Genomic DNA, 26,980 nt, shown 5'->3' on the forward strand with positions numbered 1-26,980 from the left:
TTAATCTGTGGCAACTTATTTTACAGGTTCAGAACAAAATCGTTCAATAATTTTTCTTCGTATTTTTCTTTGTTGAAAGTATATAAATAAGATCCTTTTCGGGAAGACTGCATGTCTTTTTCGTCCAGTTTATTCAGAATTTCGAGAGAATTAATCTTGCTGATAAAATTTCTTTTATCTAATTCTTTGCTCAAAATAGCTTCATATAATTCTAAAAGCTGGCGCATTGTGAATTTTTCCGGCAACAATTCAAAACCAATTGGTTTTACTGACGTTTTGTATCGAAGTCTCTTAATGGCATTTTGAACCATTTCGTTGTGGTCAAAAATTAAGTTTGGAGAATCATTAATTGGGAACCATTCTGCGTGATAATTTTTGATCAATTCAGCATTGTGATTTTCAATATTAATCAAGGCAAAATAGGAAACAGAAATTGTTCTTTCGACCGGGTCACGATCAATTTCGCTATAAGCATAGAGCTGCTCCATATATATATCATTCAAACCGGTGTAAGTATTCAAAATTCTGATGGCAGCATCATCCAATACTTCATCGCGTTTTAAAAACCCACCAATTAAAGACCATTTTCCCTTTTCAGGTTCAAAGTCCCTTTGAATGAGAAGAATCTTCAACCCCTCGTGGTCGAATCCAAAAATGATACAATCTACTGCTAATAAAACTTTATCGGCAGAGCTATAACTGTTTAGCATATTTAATAATTTATTGGTAAATATATAAACTTATTAAGTTGTTTCATAATTTATTAATGTAGTATTTACACTTATAATGATAAATCAAAATCTTAACAATTGAATAAAACCACGAACTAAAATGATTTATTCTGTTTATTATTTAAATTAGGGTCAAAGGTAAAAACATTTTCAAAAGAAAATTCGTAAGAAGATTATTATTTTTTATTTAAGAATTATACAAAGAAATACCTTTATTAAAAAAAATGGATAAATCCCAAAAGATGTGAATTACTAGTCTATTTTAAAATAACCTTTAGGAATATGTTTTTTGCAACCAGTTGTTTTTAAGAAATTAATTTGTTTTTAAGACTTTTTTTTAATTATTTTACAAATGTCAAAGAAACACTTATTGTGTTTCAGAAGCAAATACTAACTAAGAAGCCGTCTAACCAACATTACTTTCTAAAAACCACAAACCAAATGAAAAAACTACTTTTTATTTTGTTTGCTATACTTTGTATTCAAACAATTATTGCACAAAAAGATCCCACAGTTATAACAATAAAAAATGAAGCTTCGTCACCTATTATCAATAAGAATATTTACGGACATTTTGCAGAACATTTAGGACGATGTATTTATGGTGGATTTTTTGTTGGCGATACATCCAAAATTCCAAACACAAACGGAGTCAGGAACGATGTTATAAAGGCTTTAAAAGATTTGAAAATTCCAAATTTAAGATGGCCGGGCGGTTGTTTTGCCGATACGTATCATTGGAAAGACGGCATTGGACCAAAGGAACAACGACCAACAATTGTAAACCAATGGTGGGGAGGCGTTACAGAAGATAACAGTTTTGGTACGCACGACTTTTTAAATCTTTGCGAAGTTCTTGGTGCAGAACCTTATTTATCGGGAAATGTGGGAAGCGGAACCGTTCAGGAATTTGCTGATTGGATTCAGTATGCAAATTTTGCAGGTAAAAGTCCGATGAGCGATTTGCGTAAAAAGAACGGAAGGACAGAACCATGGAAAGTTAAATATTGGGGAATTGGAAATGAAGCCTGGGGTTGCGGAGGAAATATGACACCGGAATATTATGCCAATGAATATCGCAAGTTTGCCACATTTATGGCAGACTGGAATAATACGGGAGGCATAAATCGAATTGCATCAGGAGCGAATAGCAGCAATTATAACTGGACCGAAGTTTTAATGAAAAATATTCCGTTAAATATGCTTGGCGGCGTTGGAGTACACCATTATTCTGTTATCAACTGGAATAAAAAAGGCGATGCAGTGAATTTTTCTGAAGAAGAATATTTTCTGACGATGAATCAGGCTTTAAAAATGGAAGAATTGGTCACAAAACACGCTGCTGTAATGGATAAATATGATCCTGAAAAAAAAGTGGCGATGGTTGTAGACGAATGGGGCGGCTGGTATGATGTAGAAAAAGGAACAAATCCGGGATTTTTATATCAGCAAAATACCATACGAGATGCGGTTTTAGCCGGAGCAACGCTTAACATTTTCAATAACCACGCAGATCGTGTTCGAATGGCCAATTTAGCACAATGTGTAAATGTACTTCAGGCTGTGATTCTTACAGATAAAACAAAAATGATTTTAACGCCTACGTATTATGTCATGCAAATGTACAATGTGCATCAGGATGCAAAATTATTACCTGTGAGTTTTACTTCACCATTATATACATTTAAAGATCAAACGATTCCGGCAGTTTCTGCTTCGGCATCAAAAGATCAAAACGGAGCGATTCATATTTCGCTTGTAAATATCGACGCAAAAAGCAAACATAAAATAGAGATTGATACAAAAGATTTAGGCGTTAAAAATTTTACTGCAAATATCATCACTTCATCAAAATTACAAGACTATAATTCTTTTGAAAATCCAAATAAAATTAGTCCTGTAATTTTTAAAGATTTTGAAAATAAAAAAGGGAAATTAGAAATAAATATGCCTCCTTTTTCAGTTTTGGTTTTGGAAGGAAAGTAGTTTAAAGAAGAAAAATTCAGATAAAATAAAGGTAAAAAAGCAGTTTGTGTTCTACAGTTTTTAATGGTAATATGAAATAATCGCAACAGAATAAATGTTATTGTTACGTTTATTTTTTCTTTTAACCTTAAAATGCTGTTTTAGTGCAATATCTGCAAAAAATTATCATAGCTTTTTTATTAAGTGTTTTTTGTACACTTATAAATATTTATAAGTATATTTGTCACCATTAAAAATAAATTTCGAATGAAAAATTACGTTATAGGATTAGACTACGGAACAGATTCTGTTCGGGCGATGCTAATAGATACTGAAAATGGACAGGAGTTGGCATCAAATGTTTCTAATTATAAAAGATGGAAAAACAAGCAATATTGTGACGCCTCCATCAATCAGTTTCGCCAGCATCCATTAGATCATATTGAAGGTTTAGAAATTACCATTCAAACGGTTATAAAAGAAAGTAAAGTTGATCCTTCGCAAGTACGCGGAATTTGTATTGATACGACGGGATCTTCTCCTGTTCCGGTTACGAAAGACGGAATTCCGTTAGCCTTAACCAAAGGTTTTGAGGAAAATCCAAATGCGATGATGGTTTTGTGGAAAGATCATACAGCGATAAATGAAGCTAACGAAATCAACGAACTCGCGGTAAGCTGGGGCGGAGAAAATGTAACCAAATATGTGGGCGGAATTTATTCATCAGAATGGTTTTGGGCAAAAATCCTGCACATTGCCAGAGAAGATGAAGCCGTTCGAAATGCAGCGCACACCTGGATGGAACATTGCGATTTAATGACGTATCTACTAATTGAAGATAAAGATTTAAAAACTTTCAAAAGAAGCCGTTGCGCCGCCGGTCACAAAGCGATGTGGCACGAAGACTGGAATGGACTTCCCCCGGTTGAATTTTTAGAAAAACTACATCCTTATTTAGCACAACTTCGCGGTAATTTATATGATGAGACCTATACATCTGATTTAGTTGCGGGAAAATTAAGCAAAGAATGGGCAGATCGTTTGGGACTTTCTACAGAAACAATTGTGGCTGTTGGAACTTTCGACGCACACTCCGGAGCCGTTGGAGCTAAAATTGGAGAAAACACTTTAGTTCGCGTTATGGGAACTTCAACCTGCGATATTTTGGTTGGTTCTTATGATGAAGTGGGAACAAAAACTGTTCGCGGAATCTGTGGACAAGTTGACGGATCTGTAATTCCTGGATTTATTGGCTTAGAAGCCGGACAATCTGCTTTTGGCGATTTATTGGCTTGGTACAAAGAATTATTGCTTTGGCCAACACATCATTTATTGACTTCATCTTCTGTTTTAACAGAGGCTCAAAAAGAACAATTAAGAGAAGAATTCAGCGATAAATTAATTGTAGAATTAACAAAAGAAGCAGAGAAAATTCCGGTTTCAGAAACTCTTCCAATCGCTTTAGACTGGATTAACGGAAGAAGAACTCCAGATGCCAATCAGGAATTAAAAAGCGCTATTTCTAATTTATCATTAGGAACAAAAGCACCACATATTTTTAAAGCTTTAGTAAACGCAATCTGTTTTGGAGCGAAAAAAATCGTCGATCGTTTTGAAGAAGAAGGTGTAAAAATTGACAGCGTAATCGGAATTGGCGGCGTTGCCCGTAAATCTCCTTTTATCATGCAGACTTTGGCAAATGTTTTAAACAAGCCAATTAAAATTGCAGCTTCAGACCAAACTCCAGCTTTGGGAGCAGCTATTTATGCAGCCGTTGCAGCCGGAATTTATCCAAATGTAATTGAAGCAAGTCAAAAAATAGGAAGCGATTTTGACGGTGAATATTTCCCTCAATTAGATAAAGTAGCAGCATACAATAAATTGCTGATTGCTTATGATCAATTAAGTGCTTACGAAGATCCAACTATTAAAATTTCTCAGCATGAATTCTCTTTATAAAGATTTAAAACAGGAATGTTACGAAGCCAATATGCAGTTAAATGCATTGAATTTGGTCGTATATACTTTTGGGAATGTAAGCGCAGTTGACAGAAAAAATGGTGTTTTTGCCATAAAACCAAGCGGCGTTCCTTACGAAGATTTAAAACCGGAAGATATTGTAATTGTAGATTTTGACAACAACATAATTGAAGGTTCTATGCGTCCGTCATCAGACACAAAAACGCATGCTTACTTATATAAAAACTGGCCAAATATTGGCGGCGTTGCACATACACACGCAACTTATTCGGTTGCATGGGCGCAATCGCAGCAAGATATTCCAATTTTTGGAACTACGCATGCCGACCATTTAACGGCCGATATTCCGTGTGCTCCGCCAATGGCAGATTCGCTTATCGAAGGAAATTACGAACACAATACCGGAATTCAGATTTTGGATTGTTTCAAAGAAAAAAATCTTTCCTACGAAGAAGTAGAAATGGTTTTGATTGGAAATCACGGTCCGTTTGCCTGGGGAAAAAATGCTGCAAAAGCGGTTTACAACAGTAAAGTTCTTGAAGTTGTAGCCGAAATGGCATATCTGACTTTACAAATAAACCCAAATGCGCCAAGATTAAAAGATTCATTAATAAAAAAACATTACAACCGCAAACACGGAAAAGATTCGTATTACGGACAGTAAAAATTTTGTTTCAGGTTTCAGGTTTTTTGTTTCAGGTTTTTGGAACGTGAAACTTAGAACGTGAAACATGAACGAACAAAACAAAATAATAAAATAACAATAAGATTTTCGGCATTTTAAGAACTTGAAACTTGAAACAAAGAAAACTTGAAACAAAAATAAAGACATGATTGACATTTCTCAAAAAGAAGTATGGTTTGTAGTAGGAAGCCAGGAATTATACGGTGAAGAAACATTAAGAAAAGTAGCAGAGCATTCGCAGATTATTGCAAAAGGATTAGGGGCTTCGTCTCAAATTCCTGTAAAAGTGGTTTATAAAGATGTGGTAAAATCTCCTGCACAAATTTTAGATGTTTGTTTGGCTGCGAATTCAGAAAAAAACTGTATCGGAATTATTGCGTGGATGCATACATTTTCACCAGCAAAAATGTGGATTGGCGGTTTGAGTATTTTGAAAAAACCTTTGTGCCATTTACATACACAATATAATGCTGAAATTCCGTGGGGAACTATCGATATGGATTTCATGAACTTAAACCAATCCGCACACGGAGATCGTGAGTTTGGTTTTATTATGTCCAGAATGCGTAAAAAACGTAAAGTGGTTGTAGGACATTGGGAAGATGAAAGAGTTCAGAAAAAATTAGGTATTTGGACAAGAGTAGCTCTTGGCTGGGACGAACTTCAAAACTTAAAAGTAGCCCGTATTGGAGACAATATGCGTGAAGTTGCCGTTACGGAAGGTGATAAAGTAGAGGCTCAAATTCGTTTCGGAATGTCAGTTAATGGTTTTGATTCTTCAGATATTACGAAATATATCGAGAAAGTTACGGATAAAGAATTAAACGATTTATTAGCCGTTTACGAACAATCATACACTTTAACTGATTCTTTAAAAGAAGGCGGAGCGCAAAGAAGTTCTTTAGCGGAAGCGGCAAAAATTGAATTAGGTTTAAGAGCTTTTCTTGAAGAAGGAGGTTTTGGCGCTTTTACAGATACATTTGAAAATCTTGGAGTTTGGAAACAACTTCCAGGAATTGCAACACAAAGATTAATGGCCGACGGTTATGGTTTTGGTGGAGAAGGTGACTGGAAAACCGCTGCAATGGTTCGTGCCTTAAAAGTAATGAATGTGGGTCTTGAAGGAGGAACATCTTTCATGGAAGATTATACGTATCACTTTACACCTCAAAAATCATATGTTTTAGGATCTCACATGTTAGAAATTTGCCCTTCAATTGCAGATGGAAAACCTTCTTGCGAGGTTCATCCGTTAGGAATTGGCGGAAAAGAAGATCCGGCACGTTTAGTATTTAATTCACCTGCGGGAGATGCAATAAATGTTTCGTTGGTTGATATGGGAACTCGTTTCCGTTTGATTGTAAACGAAGTTGAAGCGATAAAACCAATGGCAGAATTACCAAAATTACCGGTTGCCAGAGTTTTATGGGATTGTAAACCAAACCTTGATATCGCTGCAACAGCATGGATTCTAGCTGGCGGGGCGCATCACACGGTTTACAGCCAGTCTATCACAACAGAATATATGGAAGATTTTGCTGATATTGCCGGAATCGAATTATTGGTTATTGATGAAAAAACGACTGTGAGAGACTTTAAAGATAAGATCAATGCAAATGAAGCATATTATCATTTGTTTCAACATGGATTGTAATTAAAGGACAAAGGTTCAAAGAGGCAAAGGTTCAGCGGTTTTAAAATTTTGTCGCTTTTAATTTTTTCATATCTTACATTTCACTTTTACAATAATTAAAAAATATCATTTATGAATGTATTAAAACGTTGTCTTTTTGGAATCAGTATTTTGAGTTTGACTGCAGTTTCAGTTCAATGCAAAAGCGATAAAAAGACAGATACTGAAAAAGTTTCTTCGGATGAAAAGGGGGCTGTTACGATTGAAAAATCTTCTTACGGAACAACTGCAAAAGGAGAAAAAGTCGACAGTTATAAACTGAAAAACCAAAATGGGATGGAAGTTGATATCATCACTTTTGGCGGCAGAATTACAGATTTGAAAGTACCAAATAAAGAGGGTGTTTCTGAAAATGTTGTGATCGGATTTAATTCTTTGGCACAATATGAAAAAGAAAATCCATTCTTTGGCGCTTTGATCGGAAGATACGGAAACCGAATTGCTAAAGGGAAATTTACTTTAGACGAAAAAGAATATACGTTAGCGATAAATAACGCTCCAAATGCTTTGCACGGCGGTCCGCAAGGATATTTCAACGTTGTTTGGAAAGCTGATGAGGTAAAATCTGGAGATACAGCTTCTTTAAAATTATCTTATTTAAGTAAAGATACGGAAGAAGGTTATCCGGGAAATTTACAGGTTTTTGTGACTTATACTTTGACAAATGATAATCAGTTAGAAGTGCTTTATGAAGCAAAAACAGATAAGAAAACAGTTGTGAATTTAACACAGCATTCTTATTTCAATTTATCAGGAGATTTTTCTAAAACAATCTTAGATCACGAATTGACTTTAAACGCTGATAAAATTGTTCCGGTTGATGCGACTCTTATTCCAACAGGAAAACTAGAAGATGTTGCGAATACGCCTTTCGATTTTAGAAAACCAAAATTAATTGGAAAAGATATCGAAGTGAAAAATGAACAATTAGAAAGAGGAAAAGGTTACGATCATTGCTGGGTTTTGAACAATCCTGAAAAAGGAAAAACAATTATTGCAAAAGTATACCACGCTGCAAGCGGAAGAATTCTTGAAATGACAACGGATGAACCTGGAATTCAGTTTTACTCCGGAAATTTCCTTGACGGAACTTTACCAACACGCGACGGAAAAACATATGCTCACAGAACTGGTTTATGTCTGGAAACAGAACATTATCCGGATTCTCCAAACCAGAAAAACTTCCCAACAACGGTTCTAAACCCGGGAGAAAATTATAAAACTAAAACTACTTTTAAATTTTCTGTAAAAAAATAGTTTTGGAATTATATTAATTAGTTAGTAATTCTCTAAGAAACCTCGTGAGTGTATGCTTACGAGGTTTTTTATGGAAATTTTTCGCCACGAATTTCACGAATTAGCGCGAATTGTTTTAGTAAACTCTGCTCAATTTAATTAGTGAAAATTTGTGAAATTCGTGGCAGAAAAACTTTGCGACTCTGCGACTTTGCGCGATTAATTCATTTGCAGATTATAAAAATCTTAATTTAGCAATAGTAAAACTAAATATTCAATGAGACATCTATTCAAAGCTGAAGCAAAATGGACTTCCGATCAAAATCAAGAAGATTCAACAAAGCGATTTTACAATAAAAGTCATAAGATTAGTATAGAAGGAAAACCAGATTTAAATATTTCGGCTGCAAAAGCTTTCAAAGGCGATCCACAATTATACAATCCCGAAGATTTGTTGTTAAGTAGTTTGATTTCGTGCCATATGATGTCCTACTTATATGTATGTTCTCAAAACGGAATTGAAGTTTTGGAATATTCAGATAATGCAGAAGCCACATTAGAAGTTTCTTCCGATGGAAGTGGACGTTTTGTTGAAGTAATATTAAAACCTAAAGTAAAAATTTCAAATTCGGATAAAATCGAGTTAGCTTTAGATTTACATCAAAAAGCAAATCAATTGTGTTTTATTTCTAATTCGTGCAATTTTCCTGTTTTGCATGAGGCGAGTTGTGAGGTTTGAAACATTTTTTGCTAAAAAACGGGGTTTATAAACTTAGCCAACGGTTTCAATCGTTGGAGCGCAATGCCGGGAATAACATTTCAAATTTGCACAATCTAAATCCCAAGGTTGAAACCTTAGGCTATAGCGGAATAGTATAAAACCAAAAAAACCTCTTCAGTTATGAAGAGGTTTTTGTACCCGGAGCCGGAGTCGAACCGGCACGGTTTCCCACAGGTGTTTGAGACCAGCGCGTCTACCAATTCCGCCATCCGGGCTTAGCAGACGAAAAAACAATTAATAAATCAATTATTCTAACGCAATAGAATAAGTAATTATGTTGCCATAACTGTGCTTATTCCTTTAACACGGTGCAAATGTAAAAAATAAAATTAAATGTTCTACTAAAAATACTTAAATATTTCCTTTCAGTGTCCAATAAATTTTCTAAATTTGCACCTCGTTAAAACGACGCACACACAACTAACTACAAAACAACAAATTATAATGTCGCACCTAGAACCAGAAGCTAAAATTTTTGCGTGTTCAAAAAGTGTTTATCTTGCAGAAAAAATTGCAGAACAATACGGAATTCCGTTAGGAAAAGTAACGATGTCAACGTATAGCGATGGAGAATTTCAGCCATCTTACGAAGAGTCAATCAGAGGATTACGTGTTTTTATCGTATGTTCAACTTTCCCATCGGCAGATAATTTGATGGAATTGTTACTAATGATTGATGCAGCAAAACGTGCATCTGCAAGACATATTACAGCTGTTATGCCTTATTTTGGTTGGGCAAGACAGGATAGAAAAGACAAACCAAGAGTTCCGATTGGAGCAAAGTTAGTAGCAAATCTATTAACTGCTGCAGGAGCAACAAGAATCATGACAATGGATTTGCATGCAGATCAAATTCAGGGATTCTTTGAAAAACCGGTAGATCATTTATTTGCATCAACCATCTTTTTGCCTTACGTGCAGAGTTTAAATTTAGAAAATTTGACTATTGCATCTCCAGACATGGGAGGTTCAAAAAGAGCATATGCTTACTCTAAGTTTTTAGAATCAGATGTAGTAATCTGTTACAAACAAAGAAAAGCAGCCAACGTTATCGACACTATGGAGTTGATTGGTGAAGTAAAAGGCCGTAACGTAATATTAGTAGACGACATGATCGATACTGGTGGTACATTAGCGAAAGCAGCAGATTTAATGATCGAAAAAGGAGCATTAAGCGTTAGAGCAATTTGTACCCACGCTATTTTATCAGGCGGAGCTTACGAAAAAATTGAAAATTCGAAATTAAGCGAGTTAATAGTTACCGATTCAATCCCATTAAAGAAAGAATCAAAGAAAATCAGAGTAGTGAGTTGTGCACCTCTTTTTGCTGAAGTTATGCACATGGTGCACCACAACAATTCCATTAGTGGAAAATTTATAATGTAGTCATTGCAATAAAGCAATCTTACTACAATAAGGATTAGAATATTTATTAATAACTATATTTTTTTACAATGAAATCGATTACAATTAAAGGATCAGAAAGAGAAAGCGTGGGCAAAGTGTCAACTAAAGCCTTACGTAATGCTGGAGCGGTTCCTTGCGTGTTATACGGAGGAAATCAAGCAGTACACTTCTCAGCAGACGCTGCAGCGTTCAAAAACTTGGTTTACACTCCAAACGCACACACAGTTGTGATTGAGCTTGGAAAAGGAAAATCATTCAATGCAATTTTACAAGATATTCAGGTTCACCCTGTATCTGACAAAATCTTACACATTGACTTCTTTCAATTATTTGATGATAAAGAAATCACTATGGAGGTTCCTGTAAAAGTTGTTGGTACATCAAAAGGTGTTCTTGCAGGTGGTGTTTTACGTTTGAATACTCGTAAATTAAAAGTAAAAGCTTTACCTAAAGATCTTCCTGATTTTGTTGAAGCTGACATTACTCCACTTGAAATGGGTAACAAATTATATGTTACTAAAGTTGGTAAACCAGAATACAAAGTAATGCACCCTGATAATACAGTTGTAGCTCAGGTAAGAATTTCTCGTGCTGCTATGAAAGCTGCTCAAGAAGCTGCAAAAGCTGCAAAAGCTCCTGCAAAAGGAAAGAAAAAATAATTTTTTTTCAAATTTCAATACAAAAGCATCAATCGAAAGATTGGTGCTTTTTTTGTTTAAAAGGTTCATAGGAACAAAGGTTCAAAGGTTCAAAGGTTCAAAGGAACAAAGAAAGTCAAAAGGGTGTCAGACTGAGCGAAGTCGAAGTCCTCGCAAGAAACTCGACAATCTGAAGTGAAATACTTTGCGGGACTTCGACTTCGCTCAGTCTGACAAAAAGAATCGGCATAAATCCGTTTAAACCTGCGTCATCCGCGAGCCATTCTAATGACGTAAATCCTTCGCACTTGCGGTTAAAAACAAATTATCTAATTATCAAATTGCCACATTCTCTAATTAATCTTACTTTTGCAAGCATGATAAAATGGATAACAAAACTGTTTTCATCAACACAGAAAGAAGAGAACACAGACAATATGAAAAAATATTTAATTATAGGACTTGGTAATATTGGTGCCGAATACGTAAATACACGACATAATATAGGATTTAAAGTCCTGGATTTTTTGGCTAAAAAAGAAAGCCTTTCATTTGAAACTGCAAAACTGGGTGCTTTGGCCGAATATAAATTTAAAGGAAGAACCTTCTTTCTGCTTAAGCCAAACACGTATATGAATTTAAGCGGTAAAGCCGTTAAATACTGGATGGACAAAGAAAACATTCCATTAGAAAACATTCTGGTGATTACAGACGATTTAAATCTATCTTTCGGAACCATCAGAATCAAACCAAAAGGCAGTGACGGCGGTCATAACGGATTAAAAAATATCAATTTAATATTAAATACTCAAAACTACACTCGTTTTAGATTTGGTATAAGTGATCAGTTTAAAAAAGGACAGCAAATTGATTACGTTTTAGGGGATTGGGATGAAGAAGAAAAGGCAAAATTACCGGAAAGATTAGAAGTTGCTTCTGAAATTATTAAATCTTTTGGAACAGCAGGATTAGAAAATACAATGACAACTTTTAATGGAAAATAAAGATTTCCAATTATTTACGTGTTAAATAATCAAGTCATCAATTAATTAAATTGAATTATAACGAAATAGTATTTTCTATTCCAAAGTTAAATGTTTAAATTTGGAATAAATTATTATAAACCATAAAATCATAATATCATGGCTTTTGAATTACCACAATTACCTTATGCATATGATGCATTAGAACCACATATTGATGCACGTACAATGGAAATTCACCATTCAAAACATCATAATGCATACACTACAAATTTAAACGCTGCTATTGCAGGTACAGATTTGGAAGGAAAAACAATCGAAAACATCTTAATTAACTTAGATAAATCAAACGCTGCAGTTCGTAACAATGGTGGAGGTTTTTACAACCACAATTTATTCTGGACTGTAATGAGCCCAGATGGAGGAGGATTACCAACAGGTGATTTATTAGCAGCTATTGAATCTTCTTTTGGAACATTTGAAGAGTTTAAAGCAAAATTTGCTAAAGCCGGTGCAACGCAATTTGGTTCAGGATGGGCTTGGTTAACAGTACAAAAAGGCGGTAAACTAGAAGTTGTAGGTACTCCAAATCAGGATAATCCATTAATGCCGGAAGTTGCTGGTAACGGTGGAACTCCAATCTTAGGAATGGACGTTTGGGAACACGCTTACTATTTAAACTATCAAAACAGAAGACCAGATTATATCGAAGCTTTTTTCAATGTAATTAACTGGACAGAAGTTGCAAGAAGATATGCTTTAGACAAATAAGATAATAGAATAAAGAAAATAGATGAATAGACGGATGGCCAAATGGTTATTCGTCTATTTTTTTTGTTTTATACTTTAGCCTTTTATAATTTCTTAATATTTTTTGTAGCAGAGTTTATTCCAATAAAAAAGGTGAAATTTCTTTCACCCTTTTTGCCCCAAATCTACCATATACTTAACCTACTAATGTTATGGTGTAATAAATTTATGACAGCAATTCTGTTTTTCCAAATATTTTAGATGAAATGCAATAATAATCGATGAAATGCGTAATTTCTTACTTTGAACTATCCTTGAGTTTATTCCAATAAAAAAGGTGAAATTTCTTTCACCCTTTTTGCCCCAAATCTACCATATACTTAACCTACTAATGTTATGGTATTGTAAATGTATATTAGTGATATCGTTTTCCCAAATATTTTAGACGAAGTGCAAATAAACTCGATGAAATACGTAATTTCTTACTTTGAAGGATATATTTGAGTTTATTCCAATAAAAAAGGTGGAATTGCTTCCACCCTTTTTGCCCCAAATCTACCATAAACTTAACCTACTAATGTTATGGTTTCCCAAAAGTATTGTACATGTGCGATTTTGCCAAACATATAGGACGAACGGCAAAAAAAACCGATTAACTGCACAATTTAACCTTTTGTTAGTATTTTTTTAATATGCTCTTGCATCTTTTCCTTCGTAGAAATTCATGAAAGCTCTGTTTACAACACGATTTCCTCCCGGTGTAGGATAATCCCCAGTAAAGTACCAGTCACCAAGATTTTTTGGACATGCAATATGCAAATCTTCTACTTTTTGGAAAATGATTTTTACTTCGGCATTAATTTCCGGAGAACTTAACATTTCTGCAATTTTATCCGAAATTTCTTCAGGAGTAAATTGATCGTAAATAGCTGTAACATAATTTACAACATCTGTATCAACATAATTTTCCTGTGCTTTACATTTAGCATAAACTTCATCTACTATATGATATAGGTTTCTCTCTTTCAATAAAGCAAGTGCTGCTCTAAAAGCAACAAGACCTTCGAGTTTTGCCATATCAATTCCGTAACAATCAGGGTAACGAATTTGTGGTGCAGAAGAAACAATGACAATACGTTTTGGTTTTAAACGATCCATCATTTTGATGATACTCATTTTTAATGTTGTACCACGAACAATACTATCGTCAATAATAACCAAATTATCGGTTGGTTTAATTACACCATAAGTTACATCATAAACGTGAGCCACTAAATCGTCACGACTGCTGTCTTCTGTAATAAAAGTTCGTAGTTTAGCGTCTTTAATAGCAACTTTCTCTGTACGGATTTTTACAGCTAATAATTCCTGTAAAGTTTCGGCAGTTAATGTGTTTCTGTTTTCCAGAATATAATTGTTTTTTCTCTGATTTAAGAAATCCTGAGCCGCTTCTACCAGACCATAAAATGAAGTTTCGGCTGTATTCGGGATATAAGAGAAAACAGTATTGTCTGTATCGCTGTCTATTGACTTAAGAACCGCTGGTAAAATTAATTTTCCTAAATTTTTACGTTCCTGATAAATTTCAGCATCACTTCCTCTTGAAAAATAAATTCTTTCAAAAGAACATGCTTTTTTAACAGTAGGTTCCAGAATTTGCTCCATAGAAACTTTTCCGCTTTTTTTGATGATCAAAGCGTTTCCAGGTTCAATTTCCTGTACTTTTTCAAAAGGAACATTAAATACAGTTTGAATAACCGGGCGCTCAGAAGCTACGACTACCACTTCATCATCCTGATAGAAATAAGCAGGGCGAATTCCGGCTGGATCTCTAAAAACAAAAGCATCACCGTGACCTAATAATCCGGCCATTGCGTAACCTCCGTCTAAATTTTTTGCAGAACGGGCTAATATTTTTGCGATATCCAATCGGTCTGCGATTACCGGAGAAGCTTCTCTTTTAGAATAACCTTCGAGTTTGCAATCCTGATAAAGCTGCATTACTTCCTTGTCAAGGAAATGTCCAATCTTTTCCATTACGGTAACAGTATCGGCCATTTCTTTTGGATGTTGTCCAAGCTCCACTAAGTTTTCGAAAAGTTCTTTAACATTCGTCATATTAAAATTACCTGCCAAAATCAAATTACGGTGCATCCAGTTACTTTGACGTAAAAACGGGTGAACACTTTCGATGCTGTTTTTTCCGAAAGTTCCGTAACGAACGTGACCTAAAAATAATTCTCCTATATAAGGTATGTTTGCTTTTTGAGCAGCAACATCATCTGCATATTCCGGATGAGCTCCTAACTCTTCATTAATGCGATCATTAATTTGGGCAAAAACATCTTGTATTGGCTGTGCATGATTCGAACGAACTCTGCTTATGTAGCGCTGTCCGGGATCAACATCTAGTTTGATGCTTGCAAAACCGGCACCATCCTGACCACGGTTGTGCTGCTTTTCCATCATCAGATACATTTTTTGTATTCCGTAAAAAGCAGTTCCGTATTTTTCTTTGTAATATTCAAGCGGTTTCAGAAGTCTAACTAAGGCTATACCACATTCGTGTTTTAACGCGTCGCTCATTGTGTTTTGTATTTTGTGTTGTTGTAAGTTGTGTGTATTAACGTAATAAAAAAGCCCCGTGTTATCGAGGCTTTCGGGCATTATATTTCTATGTCAAACTGCGTTAACGATTTAAATTGTTGTAATCGAATCGCTACTTCAGCTTTACTTAATGTTTTCATCCTTTCTGTTCCAAATTTCTCTACGCAGAACGAAGCTAAATTAGAACCGTAAATTATTGCATTTTTCATGTTTCCGAATGAGATGTTTTCGCTTTGCGCAATAAATCCTGAAAAACCACCAGCAAAAGTGTCTCCTGCTCCTGTTGGATCAAAAACATCTTCGAGTGGTAATGCCGGTGCAAAGAATACTTCTCTATTGTGGAATAAAAGTGCGCCGTGTTCTCCTTTTTTGATCACCACATATTTTGGTCCCAATTCCTGGATTTTAGCAGCAGCTTTTACTAATGAATATTCTCCTGAAAGTTGTCTTGCTTCTTCATCATTAATTGTAATAACGTCTACACGTTTAATAACGTCTAATAATTCCGGAAGAGCGCAGTCCATCCAAAAGTTCATTGTGTCTAAAACAACTAATTTTGGTTTTTTCTCCATTTGATCTAAAACACTGCTTTGTACTAACGGATGCAAGTTTCCTAACATCACGACATCAGCATCTTTGTAATTTTGAGGAACTTTTGGTTGAAAATCAGCCAAAACGTTTAATTCAGTTACAAGAGTGTCTCTTGAATTTAAATCGTTGTGGTATAAACCGCTCCAGAAAAAAGTTTTTCCGCCTTTTACAATTTCGATACCGGAGATATCAATATTTCTTGAAGTTAAAAGATCTAAATGTTCTTGTGGAAAATCGTCGCCAACTACAGAAACAATGGCCGATTGTAAGTTAAAAAATGATGCTGATAAACCAATATACGTTGCCGCACCACCTAATATTTTATCTGTTTTTCCGAAAGGAGTTTCAATCGCGTCGAAAGCAACCGTTCCAACAATCAATAATTTATTCATTTTATGAATTTCGAATTAGGGTGCAAAGATACTTCATAAGTTACAATATTGCAACGGTTTAGGTTCTCAAAATTTTCATAAAAAAACAATATCGTTTGCGGGGCTAAAACTATTGTAAATGAAGGAATTAAATTCGATTGTTTCGAGTGCTTAAAATATGTTTTTCGGATTTAAATTGCAAGGATTATTTTGTAAAAATCATTGAAGATTTTAGCTAGATTTGTTTAAATATCAAATTTCGTTTATGAAGAAAATTCTAACCTTATTATTGTTACTTTGTTTTTTAATTTCCTGTGAAAGAAAGGAGCAGAATTTTTCTGAAGAAATGATTGAGAAGTTGGCTTTCAATAAAGTTACGAATAGATATTTATTTATAGACTTATACATTCGAACAAACGAAAATGAAATTTTTGTTACAAATGGCGAGTTTTTATATCAGTCCTACAAACTGTACTATCAAAAGAAATATAAAACATTTAAAGAATTTTTAGAAACAGTTTTGAGTGAAGATTATGTTTTTGATGTGTCGAATCAAAAAATAATACTTCTGCAAAATTTTAAATTGAATCCAAAAATAGAAAAAGAATATGATAGCTTAGGATTTGATGAATTTTTGAAAAAATACTCAAAACCCTCATTCAACGAAAACGAAGATGAACTTAATAACATAATTATAAAACCTGATGAATTTTTTACAATATCATATATTTTATATTTAAATAGATATGATCTTCGTTTAGATGATCTTCGTGGAAGATATTGTATAATTAAAAGAGAAGATTCTTTCAAATAATAATCTACAACTCATACTTCTTATCAAAATAATTCTTTAATAATCCTATCTGAACAAGAATCATAAACGGAACTATTAAAAGAGCATACAAAACATTTTTAGACAAATGAATTCCTGAAAACAGCGTAGTGATTTTTTCTGTATATGTCTTATCAATTACCAGATTATATTGGGTTGCTGAAGAAAGTGATGCATAAATCAAAGCAATTAAACTCAAGCCAATAATAAACCACGTTGGTTTAGAGATCAGAGGTTTATAAACTTTAATTTTACTTTTTTCTGCCACTAAAACCTGAGCCATTATTTTTGAAGTAAAGTCAATGGATGGCGATTCCAATGTGTTTTCAGCCATCATTTTATCAATAAGATTTTCTATGTTTTTATCGCTCTCTTTCATAATAATCTACTATTTCAGGTTCTAATTTCTTTTTCAAAATTACGGCTAATTTTTGTCGGCTTCTAAATAATTTCACCTTAACATTATTAGCATTAATACTCATGATTTTCCCTATTTCTTCTAAACTCTGATCTTCAAAATAAAATAAAGTTACTAAGAAATTCTCTTCTCTGGGCAATAAATTCAAACAATGCTGAATGGTCTGCTTTCGTTCGTTATGTTCTAAAGCACTTAAAGCATTATCCATTGTCTTGATTAAATGTGCCGAAAATTCATCTATCGAAATATTGTTTTCTTCTTTTTTATTTTTCTTCAAACGATCTAAACATGTGTTGTAAGCGATCTTATATATCCAGGTCGAAAATTTAGAATCGCCTTTAAACTTGCTTAAAGAATTATAAATTTTAATAAAAGTATCCTGAGCAACTTCTTCTGCTTCTTCCCGGTTTTTAACCATTTTCAAGGCAAGAGTAAAAATCATATCCTTATAACGATCGACTAACACGGCAAAAGCATTTGTTTCGCCATGCATTACTTTATCGATATAATATTGATCATTTAAAGTACTCATATTATATAGGACGACACGTTTTGTGTTTAGGTTACAGGAATTTGAAAATAAATTCCAAAACTTAGAAAATTCCAAATTTCAATTTATGTAATAAGTAGAAATCTTTGTCAAAGTTTAAAACTTTGACAAATTTCAGCTTTCATATTGTGATCTCTCCTTTGTCGAGATGACAAAAAATATGCAAATAAACTTTAAACAGGAGTTTTTGTCAAAGTTGTTGAGTTTCATTAAAAAGAAATTTTAAACTCAAAATTAACTGATATTAAGTAAGTTTTTGAATTCGCAAATTAAAAATTAAAATTTATTTCAATAAAGATGTAACCTCATTTCAAAACATATCGTCATATGGGTATCAATCAATTATAAAAACATAAAAATTATGGGACCACAAATTTTAATACCAATTAGTCTTTTCCTAATGATCTTCGGAATCGTTTATCTTATTTTTTCAACAAGAAACAGAGAACGTTTAGCACTTATCGAAAAAGGTGTTGATGCCAGTATCTTTTTAAAAGGAAGCGGAAAAGGCGTTCCGGCGTGGAAAATATTTGTTGTAAATTTTGCTTTCTTATTAATAGGAACAGGAGTTGGAATTTTTCTTGCCTTATTAATTACAACGTACACTTCTTTAGAAGACGATGCGGTTTATCCGTCGATTATTTTTATCATGGCCGGAGTTGGTTTGTTGACCGGGTTTAAAACTGCCAAAGATTTAGATAAAGAAGAATAAGATTTTTTTAAGTTAGTAGTTTGAATAACGTATCTGAATTTGTTTTCAGATACGTTTGTTTTTATAGCAGTTTAGAATCTGTTTTTTCGTAAAAAGAATCAATAGAAAGTTTTGGCTGCATTGATGCCATAACGGCCAATTGATCGCAGCGTTCGTTTTGCGGATGATTGTTGTGGCCTTTTATCCACTTAAAATCCACTTGGTGTTTTCGGTATACAATTAAGAAACGTTTCCATAAATCGGCATTTTTTCTTCCGGCAAAACCTTTTTTCTCCCAGCCCAAAACCCATTTTTTCTCAACAGAATCCACAACATATTTAGAATCTGAAATAACCAAAACCTTCATATTTGGGTTTTTCAATTTCTCTAAACCCACAATTACCGCCAAAAGTTCCATTCGGTTATTTGTCGTCAGGCGAAAACCTTCGTAAAATTCTTTTTTATGCGGTGTTCCCACCAATTCCATAACCACGCCATAACCGCCATTTCCCGGATTTCCTTTTGCGGCGCCATCTGTATATATATGTACTTCGTGATTCATTTATTTTAGATTGTAGAATTCAGATTTTAGATTTTTTAGTAATTGATCTAAAATTGGAATTTAGAATTTTGATTGTGGAATTTAGATTTTAGAGTTTTCTTCTAATATTTTATGAATAATTTCAGGAAAGTGCTTTTGTTCTAATTCATGAATCTTTTCTGCAACGGTTTCCGGAGTATCTTCGTCTGTTACAGCGATATTTTGCTGAAAGATAATGCCGCCTTCATCATAATTTTCATTTACATAATGAATAGAGATTCCGGTTTCTTTTTCCTTATTATTGATTATAGCACGGTGTATGTGCATTCCGTACATTCCTTTGCCTCCATAATTAGGTAAAAGTGCCGGATGAATGTTGATTATTTTATTAGGATATTTCTCGATTATGTTTTCGGGGAATTTCAGTAAAAAACCAGCGAGAATTATGAGATCCGGGTCGATTTTTTCTATTTTTTGTAATACGTTTCGTTCTAAAAGTTCGTTTTTTGAGAAGATTTCGACCGGAATTTGATGATTTTTTGCTCTTTCGATCACTTTTGCTTCGGCATTATTTGTAAACACCGAAACGACTTTTGCAATTTCAGTTTGCTTAAAATATTTGATAATGTTTTCTGCATTAGTTCCTGAACCTGAGGCAAAAACAACAATTTTTTTCATAATCTAGTTAATTTTGAGAATGCAAAAAACGGAATAAAAATCGAAAATAAATAGTATTAAAAGGGCTTTCTTGAAATTAATTTTATAAATTAGTATCACATTTATAAACTAAATAGTTGTTTTAAAATAAAGTTTTTTATTTTTGCCAACAAATTAAATTCTAAAATTAAAGATTATGTCAGACATTGCATCAAGAGTAAAAGCGATTATCGTAGACAAATTAGGTGTTGACGAAAACGAAGTTGTAACAGAAGCAAGCTTCACTAATGATTTAGGAGCTGACTCATTAGACACTGTTGAGCTTATTATGGAATTCGAGAAAGAATTTGATATTCAAATTCCAGACGATCAAGCAGAAAACATTGCTACTGTTGGTCAAGCTATTTCTTATATCGAGGAAGCTAAAAAATAATAATATCACACCCGAATTCTAAAAAACACCAATTTTTGAAATTCCAAATTCCAATTTTGGAATTTGTTTTTTGAAACTTGAAATTTGTTAAAACTCGGGTGTTATTATTTTTTTAAATTTTAAAATTCGATTGGTTTTCAATCAAAAAGATATATTTATATTGTAATGCCCATAGCTCTTAAGTAACAATACAATTAAGAAAGCGTGGGTTTTATTTGTTTAAAGTACAAAATACATATTTATGGCGTTAAAGCGAGTTGTTGTAACAGGATTAGGTGCTCTTACTCCTATCGGGAATAATATCCAGGAATATTGGGATGCACTTGTGAATGGAGTTAGCGGAGCCGCTCCTATCACATATTATGATACAGAGAAGCATAAGACGAAGTTTGCCTGCGAAGTAAAAAACTTCAACATTGAAGATTACATGGACCGCAAGGAATCTCGAAGATTAGATAAATTCGCTCAATACGCTGTTGCTGCAAGTGATGAAGCTATTAAAGATGCCGGACTTACTGATGATAATATCGACAAAACAAGAGTAGGTGTTATCTGGGGAGCCGGAATTGGAGGTTTAGAAACTTTTCAGGAAGAGGTAATTTATTACGCTAAAGGAGACGGAACTCCTAAATTCAATCCGTTTTTTATCCCTAAAATGATTGCCGATATTGCTCCTGCGCACATTTCGATGCGTAATGGCTATATGGGTCCAAATTATACTACTGTTTCTGCATGCGCATCTTCTGCAAATGCATTAATTGATGCTTTCAACTACATTCGTTTAGGAATGTGTGATGTAATTGTATCTGGTGGTTCAGAAGCTGCTATCACAATTGCGGGTATGGGAGGTTTTAACTCTATGCATGCATTATCAACAAGAAACGAAAGTCCGGAAACGGCTTCAAGACCTTTTGATGCAACCAGAGATGGTTTCGTTTTAGGAGAAGGAGCAGGAGCTTTGGTTCTTGAAGAATACGAACATGCTAAAGCCAGAGGCGCAAAAATTTATTGCGAAATTGGCGGAGGCGGAATGTCATCTGATGCTTACCATTTAACGGCACCACATCCGGAAGGAATTGGAGTTATTGCTGTAATGAAAAATACATTAAGAGACGCCGGAATGAACCCTGAAGATGTTGATCATATCAATACTCACGGAACTTCTACTCCATTAGGAGATGTTGCAGAATTAAAAGCAATCAGCGCTGTTTTTGGTGATCATGCAAAAAACATCAATATCAACTCAACAAAATCAATGACAGGACATTTACTTGGTGCTGCCGGAGCTATTGAAGCAATTGCTTCTATCCTGGCAATGCAACACAGCCTTGTTCCTCCAACGATTAATCATACAGTTGTTGACGAAAACATTGATCCGTCATTAAACCTTACTTTGAACAAACCTCAAAAAAGAGAGGTAAATGTTGCAATGAGTAATACTTTTGGCTTTGGTGGACACAATGCTTGTGTATTGTTTAAAAAATTAGTTGACTAGTTTTGTCTATGAATATTATCAAAAAAATATTTTCAAAATCCCGTTCTCAAGAAGACGGGATTTTTTTTGACACTATTCAGAAAATACTTGGTTTTCAGCCTGTTTCGATAGAGTTTTATAAGAAAGCATTTACGCATCGATCATCAAATAAATTAGATGAAAACGGACACCCAATTAATTATGAAAGGTTAGAATTTTTGGGTGATGCCATGTTAAGTGCCGTAATTGCTGCGCATTTGTTTAACAAAGCTCCAAACGGCGACGAAGGCTATTTAACCAAAATGCGTTCTAAAATTGTAAGTCGCGAGCATTTAAATGAACTGGGAAAAGATTTAAATCTGGTTCGTTTTGTCGAAAGTAAAGTACCGGTGCAGCATTTTGGAGAGAACATTCATGGTAATATTTTTGAATCACTTGTTGGTGCTATTTATTTGGATAGAGGCTATTCGTTTTGCGAAAAGTTTATTCAAAAAAGAGTTATTACTCCTTATGTAGACATCGCACGACTTGAAGGAAAAGTAATTAGTTATAAAAGTCTGGTTATCGAATGGTGTCAGAAAGAAAAGAGAATCTTTCATTATGATATTTTTGAAGATAACGGAATTGACGGTCAACGCTTGTTTGGCGTAAAATTGAGCATAGACGACAAAGTAATTGCAAGAGCAAGAGCAACTTCAAAAAAGAAGGCAGAAGAAAAAGCATCGCAACGTGCGTATTTTGCTTTTCAGGAAAAAATAGATAAGAAATAACGACAGAATTGCCGTAACTTTCTCAAAGCTATAACGTTTTCGTTTATAAATTAACAAAAACAACCACATCTTAACTATTGATGCTCCAATAGAAATAGTATATTTACACCTAGATTTTTCATGATATGGCAATTCATAGATTGGATTTAGACGAATTTGACGAAATTGATTATTATTTAATGGCAATTCATACTTCATTAGAAGATTATAGATTAGCCTATTTTATCAATAAAAAACTTCCGATCAACTTAAGTAAGAGCAAAAACGAGATCCATGCTCAGACTAAGGAGGGACAGGCAAATTTTTCTAGGTTTTATTATTATGATTCTGAGAAAGCCGTTGCATGGAATCTGATTCAGAATAAAAATGAAATCATTTCAGTGAGTACAAATGATTTCCAGAATTTGTTTTCCAATGAAACAAGTGAGGTTTCAACAACAATTCATTTACTTCCTGAATTTAAAAAGGTAGATTTTTTCCTGAAAATAGAGAATAGTGAAGAGGCTATTGATTTTTCAGAAATTCAACAACAATTAAATACCATCGAGAGCATCGCTGCTATTTATGTCGTTGATACCAATAAAATAAAATCAAAAAACAATTTAATTTTTTAAAAAAAATGCTAACAAACAAAAAAACTAAAATTGTAGCTACACTTGGACCTGCATGTAGTACGAGAGAGATTATCAAGGATATGATCGATGCAGGAGTTAACGTGTTTAGAATCAATTTTTCGCATGCAGATTACGAAGGTGTAAAAGACAAGATTAATATCATTAGAGGTCTTAACGAAGAGTTTGGTTACACAACTGCAATCCTTGGAGATTTGCAGGGACCAAAACTTAGAGTTGGTGTAATGGAAGAAGGAACTGTTGTACACGATGGTGATTTAATTACTTTTACAACTGCCGAAGATATTTTGGGAACTGCTCAAAAAGTGTTCATGAAATATCAAAACTTTCCAAATGATGTTAATCCTGGAGAGCGTATTTTGCTTGATGACGGAAAACTTATTTTTGAAATTATTTCTACAGATAAAAAAACAGAAGTTGTTGCTAAAGTAGTTCAGGGTGGAGAATTAAAATCTAAAAAAGGAGTTAATTTACCAAACACTAAAATTTCTTTACCGGCTTTAACTGAAAAAGATATTGCAGATGCTATTTTTGCTATCGAGCAAAAAGTAGACTGGATCGCACTTTCATTCGTGAAAACACCTCGCGATTTACAAGACTTACAAGAATTAATTGCTAAGCATTCTGAATACAAAATTCCGATTGTTGCAAAAATTGAAATGCCGGAAGCTTTAGAAAATATAGATAAAATTATTGCTTATTGCGATGGTCTTATGGTGGCGCGTGGAGATTTAGGAGTTGAACTTCCTGCACACGAAGTACCATTGGTACAAAAAGATTTGATTCGCAGAGCAAAAACGGCTAGAATTCCTGTTATCGTTGCTACACAAATGATGGAGACAATGATTACAAGTTTAACGCCAACAAGAGCAGAAGTAAATGACGTTGCCAACTCTGTAATGGATGGTGCTGATGCTGTAATGTTATCTGGAGAAACTGCTACAGGAAATTATCCGGTACAAGTAATCCAAAAAATGACTCAAATTTGTGAGGCTGTTGAAGATTCACCGCTTATTCAGGTTCCACAAAACACACCACAAATTAAAACTAAACGTTTTGTAACAAAAACCGTTTGTCATCAGGCGGCTTTATTGGCTAACGAAATCAAAGCAAAAGCAATTTGTACTTTAACAAACAGTGGTTATACTGCTTTCCAAATTTCTGCCTGGAGACCATCTTCACATATTTTAGTGTTTACTTCAAACAAAAGAATCTTAACACAATTGAATTTATTATGGGGAGTAAAATCATACTTCTACGATAAAGACGAAAGTACAGATGATACTGTAACTGATGTAAACGAAATTGCAAAACAAAAAGGATATGTTGCAAAAGGAGATTATTTAATCAACCTTGCAGCAATGCCAATTAAAGATAAAGGAATGGTTAACACCATGAGAGTTTCTGAAATAGAATAGTTTTCGTTTAAGAAAAAATTGTAATATTAAAAAGCCATCAAATTTTGATGGCTTTTTTTTGTGCTTTTTTTTGAATCTTCTTCGCAAAGTTTAGTTTCTAAAGATAAAAATAAGCTCTCCTTATTTTAACTGTTTCCATTACTTCTCCTACTCCAAATTTTAATTACACGGGTTTTTTATAATTTCTTTTTAAAAATTAAAAGCCTGTATTGTAAAAAAAGTGTTTTTGACGTTTCATTTTATAAAATGAAACAATGTGACGGTTGTTTCATGCACTTCTCTGGTTATTTATTAGCTAATTTTGAGATACTTAAGGAAAAGTTAAGAAAATTCTGGTTTCAAATTTCCCGTTGAAATAATTAAGCATATAATAAAATTAAAATAAATTTTACCTCCATTTTTTTGACAGAGGATTTGTTTGGACTTATAAAACCAATTTAAAGAATGAATTATTAACAAATTTTATTACCATGAAACGAAGTAAACTTAAAAGTGAATTTAGAAATACAATTTTGCTGTTTGCAATTTTGTGCCTAACAGTTCAGGTGAAAGCTCAAAATACAAAAAAGCCAAATGTTTTAATTATTTGGGGAGATGATATTGGGATAAGCAATATAAGTGCTTATAGTAATGGGTTAATGGGATATCAAACTCCCAATATTGACCGTATAGCAAATGAGGGAACCCGATTTTTACAATATTATGGAGAACAAAGCTGTACCGCCGGTAGAGCAGCTTTCCTGACAGGACAGCACGGTATTCGTACCGGTTTAACTAAGGTAGGATATCCTGGTGCACCAATGGGAATGAGCCAATTGGACCCTTCTATTGGAGGCGTGATGAAAAATCTGGGCTATGCAACCGGACAATTTGGAAAAAATCACGTGGGTGACCGAAATGAAAATCTGCCAACAGTAAATGGATTTGATGAATTTTTTGGAAATCTCTATCACTTAAATGCAGAGGAAGAACCGGAATTGCCAGATTATCCTAAAGATCCGGCTTATTTAGCAAAATTTGGTCCTAGAGGAGTACTAAAATGCACTGCAGTCAGCGCAGATGATGGAACTGTTGATCCTCGTTTTGGAAAAGTAGGAAAACAAAGAATCGAAGATACAGGACCTCTTACCAAAAAAAGAATGGAAACTATAGATGACGAAACTTCAGCTGCAGCCATTGATTTTATCAAAAGACAAAATGCAGCCGGAAAACCATTTTTTGTATGGTGGAATGGGACACGTATGCATTTGCGTACACACGTAAGACCTGAACATCGTGGTAAATATACTCATGGCGACAGTGAATATATAGATGGTATGATTGAGCACGATATTACTGTTGGTGAATTATTGAAAGCTTTAGACGATTTAGGAATTGCAGATAATACAATAGTGGTATATTCTACAGATAATGGCCCTCATATGAACAGCTGGCCAGATGGAGCAATGACACCTTTCCGTTCAGAAAAAAATACAAACTGGGAAGGAGCGTTTCGTGTACCTTGTATGATACGTTGGCCGGGTGTTATCAAGCCAGGGCAAATTAGCAATGAATTGATGTCACATAATGACTGGATGCCAACTTTGGCGTCAATTGCAGGAGAACCCGACTTGTCAAAAAAATTGTTAACAGGATATAATGCAAACGGTAAAAGCTATAAAGTACATCTTGATGGATTTGATCAGTCTGCCATGCTTCGGGGAACAGCTAAAAGCGCCAGAGATAAATTCTTTTATTCTGATGATGACGGATTGCTTGTAGGAATGCGACAAGGAGATTATAAGTTTGTTTATGCAGAACAACGCTTGCAAGGAACATTAGGAGTTTGGGCAGAACCGTTTACTAAACTTCGTTTGCAAAAAATATTCAATTTATATCAGGATCCTTTTGAACGAGCAGATATCACCTCTAATACGTATTGGGACTGGATTTTAAATCATGTTCAGTTAGCATATGGAAATATAGCAGAAGTGGTAACATTTGCCGAAACTTTTAAACAGTATCCTCCTCGTTCAATTCCGCCAAGTTTCTCTCCGTATACTATTATGGATGAAGTTCTAGGTGAAATTAAAATGAAAAAAGCGATGCAAGGTGAAGCGAAATCAAGTAATAAAAAGTAAAAAAGATCATTAGAATGTAGAATAAA

The 26,980-nt window shown here is 34.1% G+C and carries 25 protein-coding genes and 1 tRNA gene; 18 read left to right on the forward strand and 8 right to left on the reverse strand.

Annotation, left to right across the window (positions count from 1 at the left end; all coding sequences use genetic code 11):
• Window positions 1-20: 20 nt before the first annotated feature.
• Complete coding sequence (locus AC3QL1_RS05635; protein ID WP_492495849.1) at window positions 21-710, reverse strand: NUDIX hydrolase; 690 nt, start codon at window positions 708-710, stop codon at window positions 21-23.
• A 462-nt stretch (window positions 711-1,172) separates the two neighbouring features.
• Between AC3QL1_RS05635 and AC3QL1_RS05640 the strand changes: the two genes are divergently transcribed.
• The 6 genes from AC3QL1_RS05640 to AC3QL1_RS05665 all read left to right on the forward strand — a co-directional run bounded on the left by AC3QL1_RS05640 (window position 1,173) and on the right by AC3QL1_RS05665 (window position 9,029).
• Window positions 1,173-2,717: an alpha-N-arabinofuranosidase gene (locus tag AC3QL1_RS05640; protein ID WP_492495851.1), complete on the forward strand. Its 1,545-nt coding sequence runs from the start codon at window positions 1,173-1,175 to the stop codon at window positions 2,715-2,717.
• Window positions 2,718-2,963: 246 nt separating this feature from the next.
• Window positions 2,964-4,655 carry a ribulokinase gene (locus tag AC3QL1_RS05645; protein WP_492495853.1) on the forward strand — a complete coding sequence of 564 codons (1,692 nt, stop codon included), beginning with the start codon at window positions 2,964-2,966 and terminating at the stop codon, window positions 4,653-4,655.
• A complete protein-coding gene (locus tag AC3QL1_RS05650) occupies window positions 4,639-5,340 on the forward strand; it encodes an L-ribulose-5-phosphate 4-epimerase (protein WP_492495855.1) in 702 nt (233 codons plus the stop codon). The genes AC3QL1_RS05645 and AC3QL1_RS05650 overlap by 17 nt, the downstream gene beginning before the upstream one ends.
• 166 nt (window positions 5,341-5,506) lie before the next feature.
• Entirely contained in the window at window positions 5,507-7,015 is a 1,509-nt protein-coding gene (gene araA, locus AC3QL1_RS05655) for an L-arabinose isomerase (RefSeq protein ID WP_492495857.1), read from the forward strand.
• 111 nt (window positions 7,016-7,126) lie between these two features.
• Window positions 7,127-8,311: an aldose epimerase family protein gene (locus AC3QL1_RS05660; RefSeq protein ID WP_492495859.1), complete on the forward strand. Its 1,185-nt coding sequence runs from the start codon at window positions 7,127-7,129 to the stop codon at window positions 8,309-8,311.
• Between the two features lie 256 nt (window positions 8,312-8,567).
• The gene (locus AC3QL1_RS05665) at window positions 8,568-9,029 is read left to right on the forward strand and encodes an OsmC family protein (protein WP_492495861.1); all 462 of its coding nucleotides are present in this window, start codon (window positions 8,568-8,570) and stop codon (window positions 9,027-9,029) included.
• Window positions 9,030-9,206: 177 nt separating this feature from the next.
• Here AC3QL1_RS05665 and AC3QL1_RS05670 read toward each other — a convergent pair.
• Window positions 9,207-9,286 (reverse strand) — tRNA-Leu (locus tag AC3QL1_RS05670).
• A gap of 229 nt (window positions 9,287-9,515) precedes the next feature.
• Between AC3QL1_RS05670 and AC3QL1_RS05675 the strand changes: the two genes are divergently transcribed.
• The 4 genes from AC3QL1_RS05675 (at window position 9,516) to AC3QL1_RS05690 (ending at window position 12,870) form a co-directional block, all read left to right on the forward strand.
• Complete coding sequence (locus tag AC3QL1_RS05675) at window positions 9,516-10,457, forward strand: ribose-phosphate pyrophosphokinase (protein ID WP_264535778.1); 942 nt, start codon at window positions 9,516-9,518, stop codon at window positions 10,455-10,457.
• Between the two features lie 68 nt (window positions 10,458-10,525).
• Window positions 10,526-11,137, forward strand: a complete 612-nt coding sequence (locus tag AC3QL1_RS05680; RefSeq protein WP_492495863.1) for a 50S ribosomal protein L25/general stress protein Ctc — start codon at window positions 10,526-10,528, stop codon at window positions 11,135-11,137.
• Between the two features lie 356 nt (window positions 11,138-11,493).
• The gene (gene pth, locus AC3QL1_RS05685) at window positions 11,494-12,120 is read left to right on the forward strand and encodes an aminoacyl-tRNA hydrolase (protein ID WP_492495865.1); all 627 of its coding nucleotides are present in this window, start codon (window positions 11,494-11,496) and stop codon (window positions 12,118-12,120) included.
• Between the two features lie 138 nt (window positions 12,121-12,258).
• Window positions 12,259-12,870: a superoxide dismutase gene (locus AC3QL1_RS05690; protein WP_115844428.1), complete on the forward strand. Its 612-nt coding sequence runs from the start codon at window positions 12,259-12,261 to the stop codon at window positions 12,868-12,870.
• A gap of 666 nt (window positions 12,871-13,536) precedes the next feature.
• On the opposite strand, the gene AC3QL1_RS05695 is transcribed toward AC3QL1_RS05690, so the two are convergent.
• The gene (locus tag AC3QL1_RS05695; protein WP_492495867.1) at window positions 13,537-15,435 is read right to left on the reverse strand and encodes an amidophosphoribosyltransferase; all 1,899 of its coding nucleotides are present in this window, start codon (window positions 15,433-15,435) and stop codon (window positions 13,537-13,539) included.
• Between the two features lie 80 nt (window positions 15,436-15,515).
• Window positions 15,516-16,439, reverse strand: a complete 924-nt coding sequence (locus tag AC3QL1_RS05700; RefSeq protein WP_492495870.1) for a PfkB family carbohydrate kinase — start codon at window positions 16,437-16,439, stop codon at window positions 15,516-15,518.
• 244 nt (window positions 16,440-16,683) lie between these two features.
• Here AC3QL1_RS05700 and AC3QL1_RS05705 point away from each other — a divergent pair, with 244 nt between their 5' ends.
• Window positions 16,684-17,232, forward strand: coding sequence for a hypothetical protein (locus AC3QL1_RS05705; RefSeq protein ID WP_492495872.1), 549 nt, complete (start codon window positions 16,684-16,686; stop codon window positions 17,230-17,232).
• A gap of 4 nt (window positions 17,233-17,236) precedes the next feature.
• Here the strand turns inward: AC3QL1_RS05705 and AC3QL1_RS05710 are convergent, their stop codons facing one another.
• Together AC3QL1_RS05710 and AC3QL1_RS05715 are read right to left on the reverse strand one after the other, a co-directional pair.
• A complete protein-coding gene (locus tag AC3QL1_RS05710) occupies window positions 17,237-17,629 on the reverse strand; it encodes a hypothetical protein (RefSeq protein WP_492495874.1) in 393 nt (130 codons plus the stop codon).
• On the reverse strand, window positions 17,613-18,200 hold the full coding sequence (locus AC3QL1_RS05715; protein WP_492495876.1) for an RNA polymerase sigma factor: 588 nt from the start codon (window positions 18,198-18,200) through the stop codon (window positions 17,613-17,615). Before AC3QL1_RS05715 ends, AC3QL1_RS05710 begins: the two co-directional genes overlap by 17 nt.
• 379 nt (window positions 18,201-18,579) lie before the next feature.
• On the opposite strand from AC3QL1_RS05715, the gene AC3QL1_RS05720 reads away from it, so the two are divergent.
• Complete coding sequence (locus AC3QL1_RS05720; protein ID WP_492495878.1) at window positions 18,580-18,930, forward strand: DUF6249 domain-containing protein; 351 nt, start codon at window positions 18,580-18,582, stop codon at window positions 18,928-18,930.
• 61 nt (window positions 18,931-18,991) lie between these two features.
• Here the strand turns inward: AC3QL1_RS05720 and rnhA are convergent, their stop codons facing one another.
• Window positions 18,992-19,471: a ribonuclease HI gene (gene rnhA, locus AC3QL1_RS05725; RefSeq protein ID WP_492495880.1), complete on the reverse strand. Its 480-nt coding sequence runs from the start codon at window positions 19,469-19,471 to the stop codon at window positions 18,992-18,994.
• A gap of 81 nt (window positions 19,472-19,552) precedes the next feature.
• Window positions 19,553-20,128 carry a phosphoribosylglycinamide formyltransferase gene (gene purN, locus AC3QL1_RS05730; protein WP_492495882.1) on the reverse strand — a complete coding sequence of 192 codons (576 nt, stop codon included), beginning with the start codon at window positions 20,126-20,128 and terminating at the stop codon, window positions 19,553-19,555.
• A gap of 175 nt (window positions 20,129-20,303) precedes the next feature.
• Between purN and AC3QL1_RS05735 the strand changes: the two genes are divergently transcribed.
• From AC3QL1_RS05735 to AC3QL1_RS05760, 6 genes are all read left to right on the forward strand, one after another.
• Complete coding sequence (locus tag AC3QL1_RS05735; protein ID WP_007137004.1) at window positions 20,304-20,540, forward strand: acyl carrier protein; 237 nt, start codon at window positions 20,304-20,306, stop codon at window positions 20,538-20,540.
• A 241-nt stretch (window positions 20,541-20,781) separates the two neighbouring features.
• Window positions 20,782-22,035 (forward strand): beta-ketoacyl-ACP synthase II, encoded by a 1,254-nt coding sequence (gene fabF / locus AC3QL1_RS05740; RefSeq protein ID WP_492495883.1) that lies wholly within the window; start codon window positions 20,782-20,784, stop codon window positions 22,033-22,035.
• An 8-nt stretch (window positions 22,036-22,043) separates the two neighbouring features.
• On the forward strand, window positions 22,044-22,784 hold the full coding sequence (gene rnc, locus AC3QL1_RS05745; protein ID WP_492495885.1) for a ribonuclease III: 741 nt from the start codon (window positions 22,044-22,046) through the stop codon (window positions 22,782-22,784).
• Between the two features lie 125 nt (window positions 22,785-22,909).
• Window positions 22,910-23,398 carry an IPExxxVDY family protein gene (locus AC3QL1_RS05750; RefSeq protein WP_492495887.1) on the forward strand — a complete coding sequence of 163 codons (489 nt, stop codon included), beginning with the start codon at window positions 22,910-22,912 and terminating at the stop codon, window positions 23,396-23,398.
• Between the two features lie 5 nt (window positions 23,399-23,403).
• Window positions 23,404-24,834 carry a pyruvate kinase gene (gene pyk / locus AC3QL1_RS05755; protein WP_492495889.1) on the forward strand — a complete coding sequence of 477 codons (1,431 nt, stop codon included), beginning with the start codon at window positions 23,404-23,406 and terminating at the stop codon, window positions 24,832-24,834.
• Between the two features lie 470 nt (window positions 24,835-25,304).
• Complete coding sequence (locus AC3QL1_RS05760) at window positions 25,305-26,954, forward strand: arylsulfatase (RefSeq protein WP_492495890.1); 1,650 nt, start codon at window positions 25,305-25,307, stop codon at window positions 26,952-26,954.
• Window positions 26,955-26,980 lie beyond the last annotated feature (26 nt).

Source organism: Flavobacterium sp. GW823-FHT04A11, from assembly GCF_058796535.1.

Coding starts and splice junctions, on each gene's coding strand:
- AC3QL1_RS05635 (WP_492495849.1), bottom strand. CDS start 710: ATGCTAAACAGTTATAGCTCTGCCGATAAAGTTTTATTAGCAGTAGAT.
- AC3QL1_RS05640 (WP_492495851.1), top strand. CDS start 1,173: ATGAAAAAACTACTTTTTATTTTGTTTGCTATACTTTGTATTCAAACA.
- AC3QL1_RS05645 (WP_492495853.1), top strand. CDS start 2,964: ATGAAAAATTACGTTATAGGATTAGACTACGGAACAGATTCTGTTCGG.
- AC3QL1_RS05650 (WP_492495855.1), top strand. CDS start 4,639: ATGAATTCTCTTTATAAAGATTTAAAACAGGAATGTTACGAAGCCAAT.
- araA (WP_492495857.1), top strand. CDS start 5,507: ATGATTGACATTTCTCAAAAAGAAGTATGGTTTGTAGTAGGAAGCCAG.
- AC3QL1_RS05660 (WP_492495859.1), top strand. CDS start 7,127: ATGAATGTATTAAAACGTTGTCTTTTTGGAATCAGTATTTTGAGTTTG.
- AC3QL1_RS05665 (WP_492495861.1), top strand. CDS start 8,568: ATGAGACATCTATTCAAAGCTGAAGCAAAATGGACTTCCGATCAAAAT.
- AC3QL1_RS05675 (WP_264535778.1), top strand. CDS start 9,516: ATGTCGCACCTAGAACCAGAAGCTAAAATTTTTGCGTGTTCAAAAAGT.
- AC3QL1_RS05680 (WP_492495863.1), top strand. CDS start 10,526: ATGAAATCGATTACAATTAAAGGATCAGAAAGAGAAAGCGTGGGCAAA.
- pth (WP_492495865.1), top strand. CDS start 11,494: ATGATAAAATGGATAACAAAACTGTTTTCATCAACACAGAAAGAAGAG.
- AC3QL1_RS05690 (WP_115844428.1), top strand. CDS start 12,259: ATGGCTTTTGAATTACCACAATTACCTTATGCATATGATGCATTAGAA.
- AC3QL1_RS05695 (WP_492495867.1), bottom strand. CDS start 15,435: ATGAGCGACGCGTTAAAACACGAATGTGGTATAGCCTTAGTTAGACTT.
- AC3QL1_RS05700 (WP_492495870.1), bottom strand. CDS start 16,439: ATGAATAAATTATTGATTGTTGGAACGGTTGCTTTCGACGCGATTGAA.
- AC3QL1_RS05705 (WP_492495872.1), top strand. CDS start 16,684: ATGAAGAAAATTCTAACCTTATTATTGTTACTTTGTTTTTTAATTTCC.
- AC3QL1_RS05710 (WP_492495874.1), bottom strand. CDS start 17,629: ATGAAAGAGAGCGATAAAAACATAGAAAATCTTATTGATAAAATGATG.
- AC3QL1_RS05715 (WP_492495876.1), bottom strand. CDS start 18,200: ATGAGTACTTTAAATGATCAATATTATATCGATAAAGTAATGCATGGC.
- AC3QL1_RS05720 (WP_492495878.1), top strand. CDS start 18,580: ATGGGACCACAAATTTTAATACCAATTAGTCTTTTCCTAATGATCTTC.
- rnhA (WP_492495880.1), bottom strand. CDS start 19,471: ATGAATCACGAAGTACATATATATACAGATGGCGCCGCAAAAGGAAAT.
- purN (WP_492495882.1), bottom strand. CDS start 20,128: ATGAAAAAAATTGTTGTTTTTGCCTCAGGTTCAGGAACTAATGCAGAA.
- AC3QL1_RS05735 (WP_007137004.1), top strand. CDS start 20,304: ATGTCAGACATTGCATCAAGAGTAAAAGCGATTATCGTAGACAAATTA.
- fabF (WP_492495883.1), top strand. CDS start 20,782: ATGGCGTTAAAGCGAGTTGTTGTAACAGGATTAGGTGCTCTTACTCCT.
- rnc (WP_492495885.1), top strand. CDS start 22,044: ATGAATATTATCAAAAAAATATTTTCAAAATCCCGTTCTCAAGAAGAC.
- AC3QL1_RS05750 (WP_492495887.1), top strand. CDS start 22,910: ATGGCAATTCATAGATTGGATTTAGACGAATTTGACGAAATTGATTAT.
- pyk (WP_492495889.1), top strand. CDS start 23,404: ATGCTAACAAACAAAAAAACTAAAATTGTAGCTACACTTGGACCTGCA.
- AC3QL1_RS05760 (WP_492495890.1), top strand. CDS start 25,305: ATGAAACGAAGTAAACTTAAAAGTGAATTTAGAAATACAATTTTGCTG.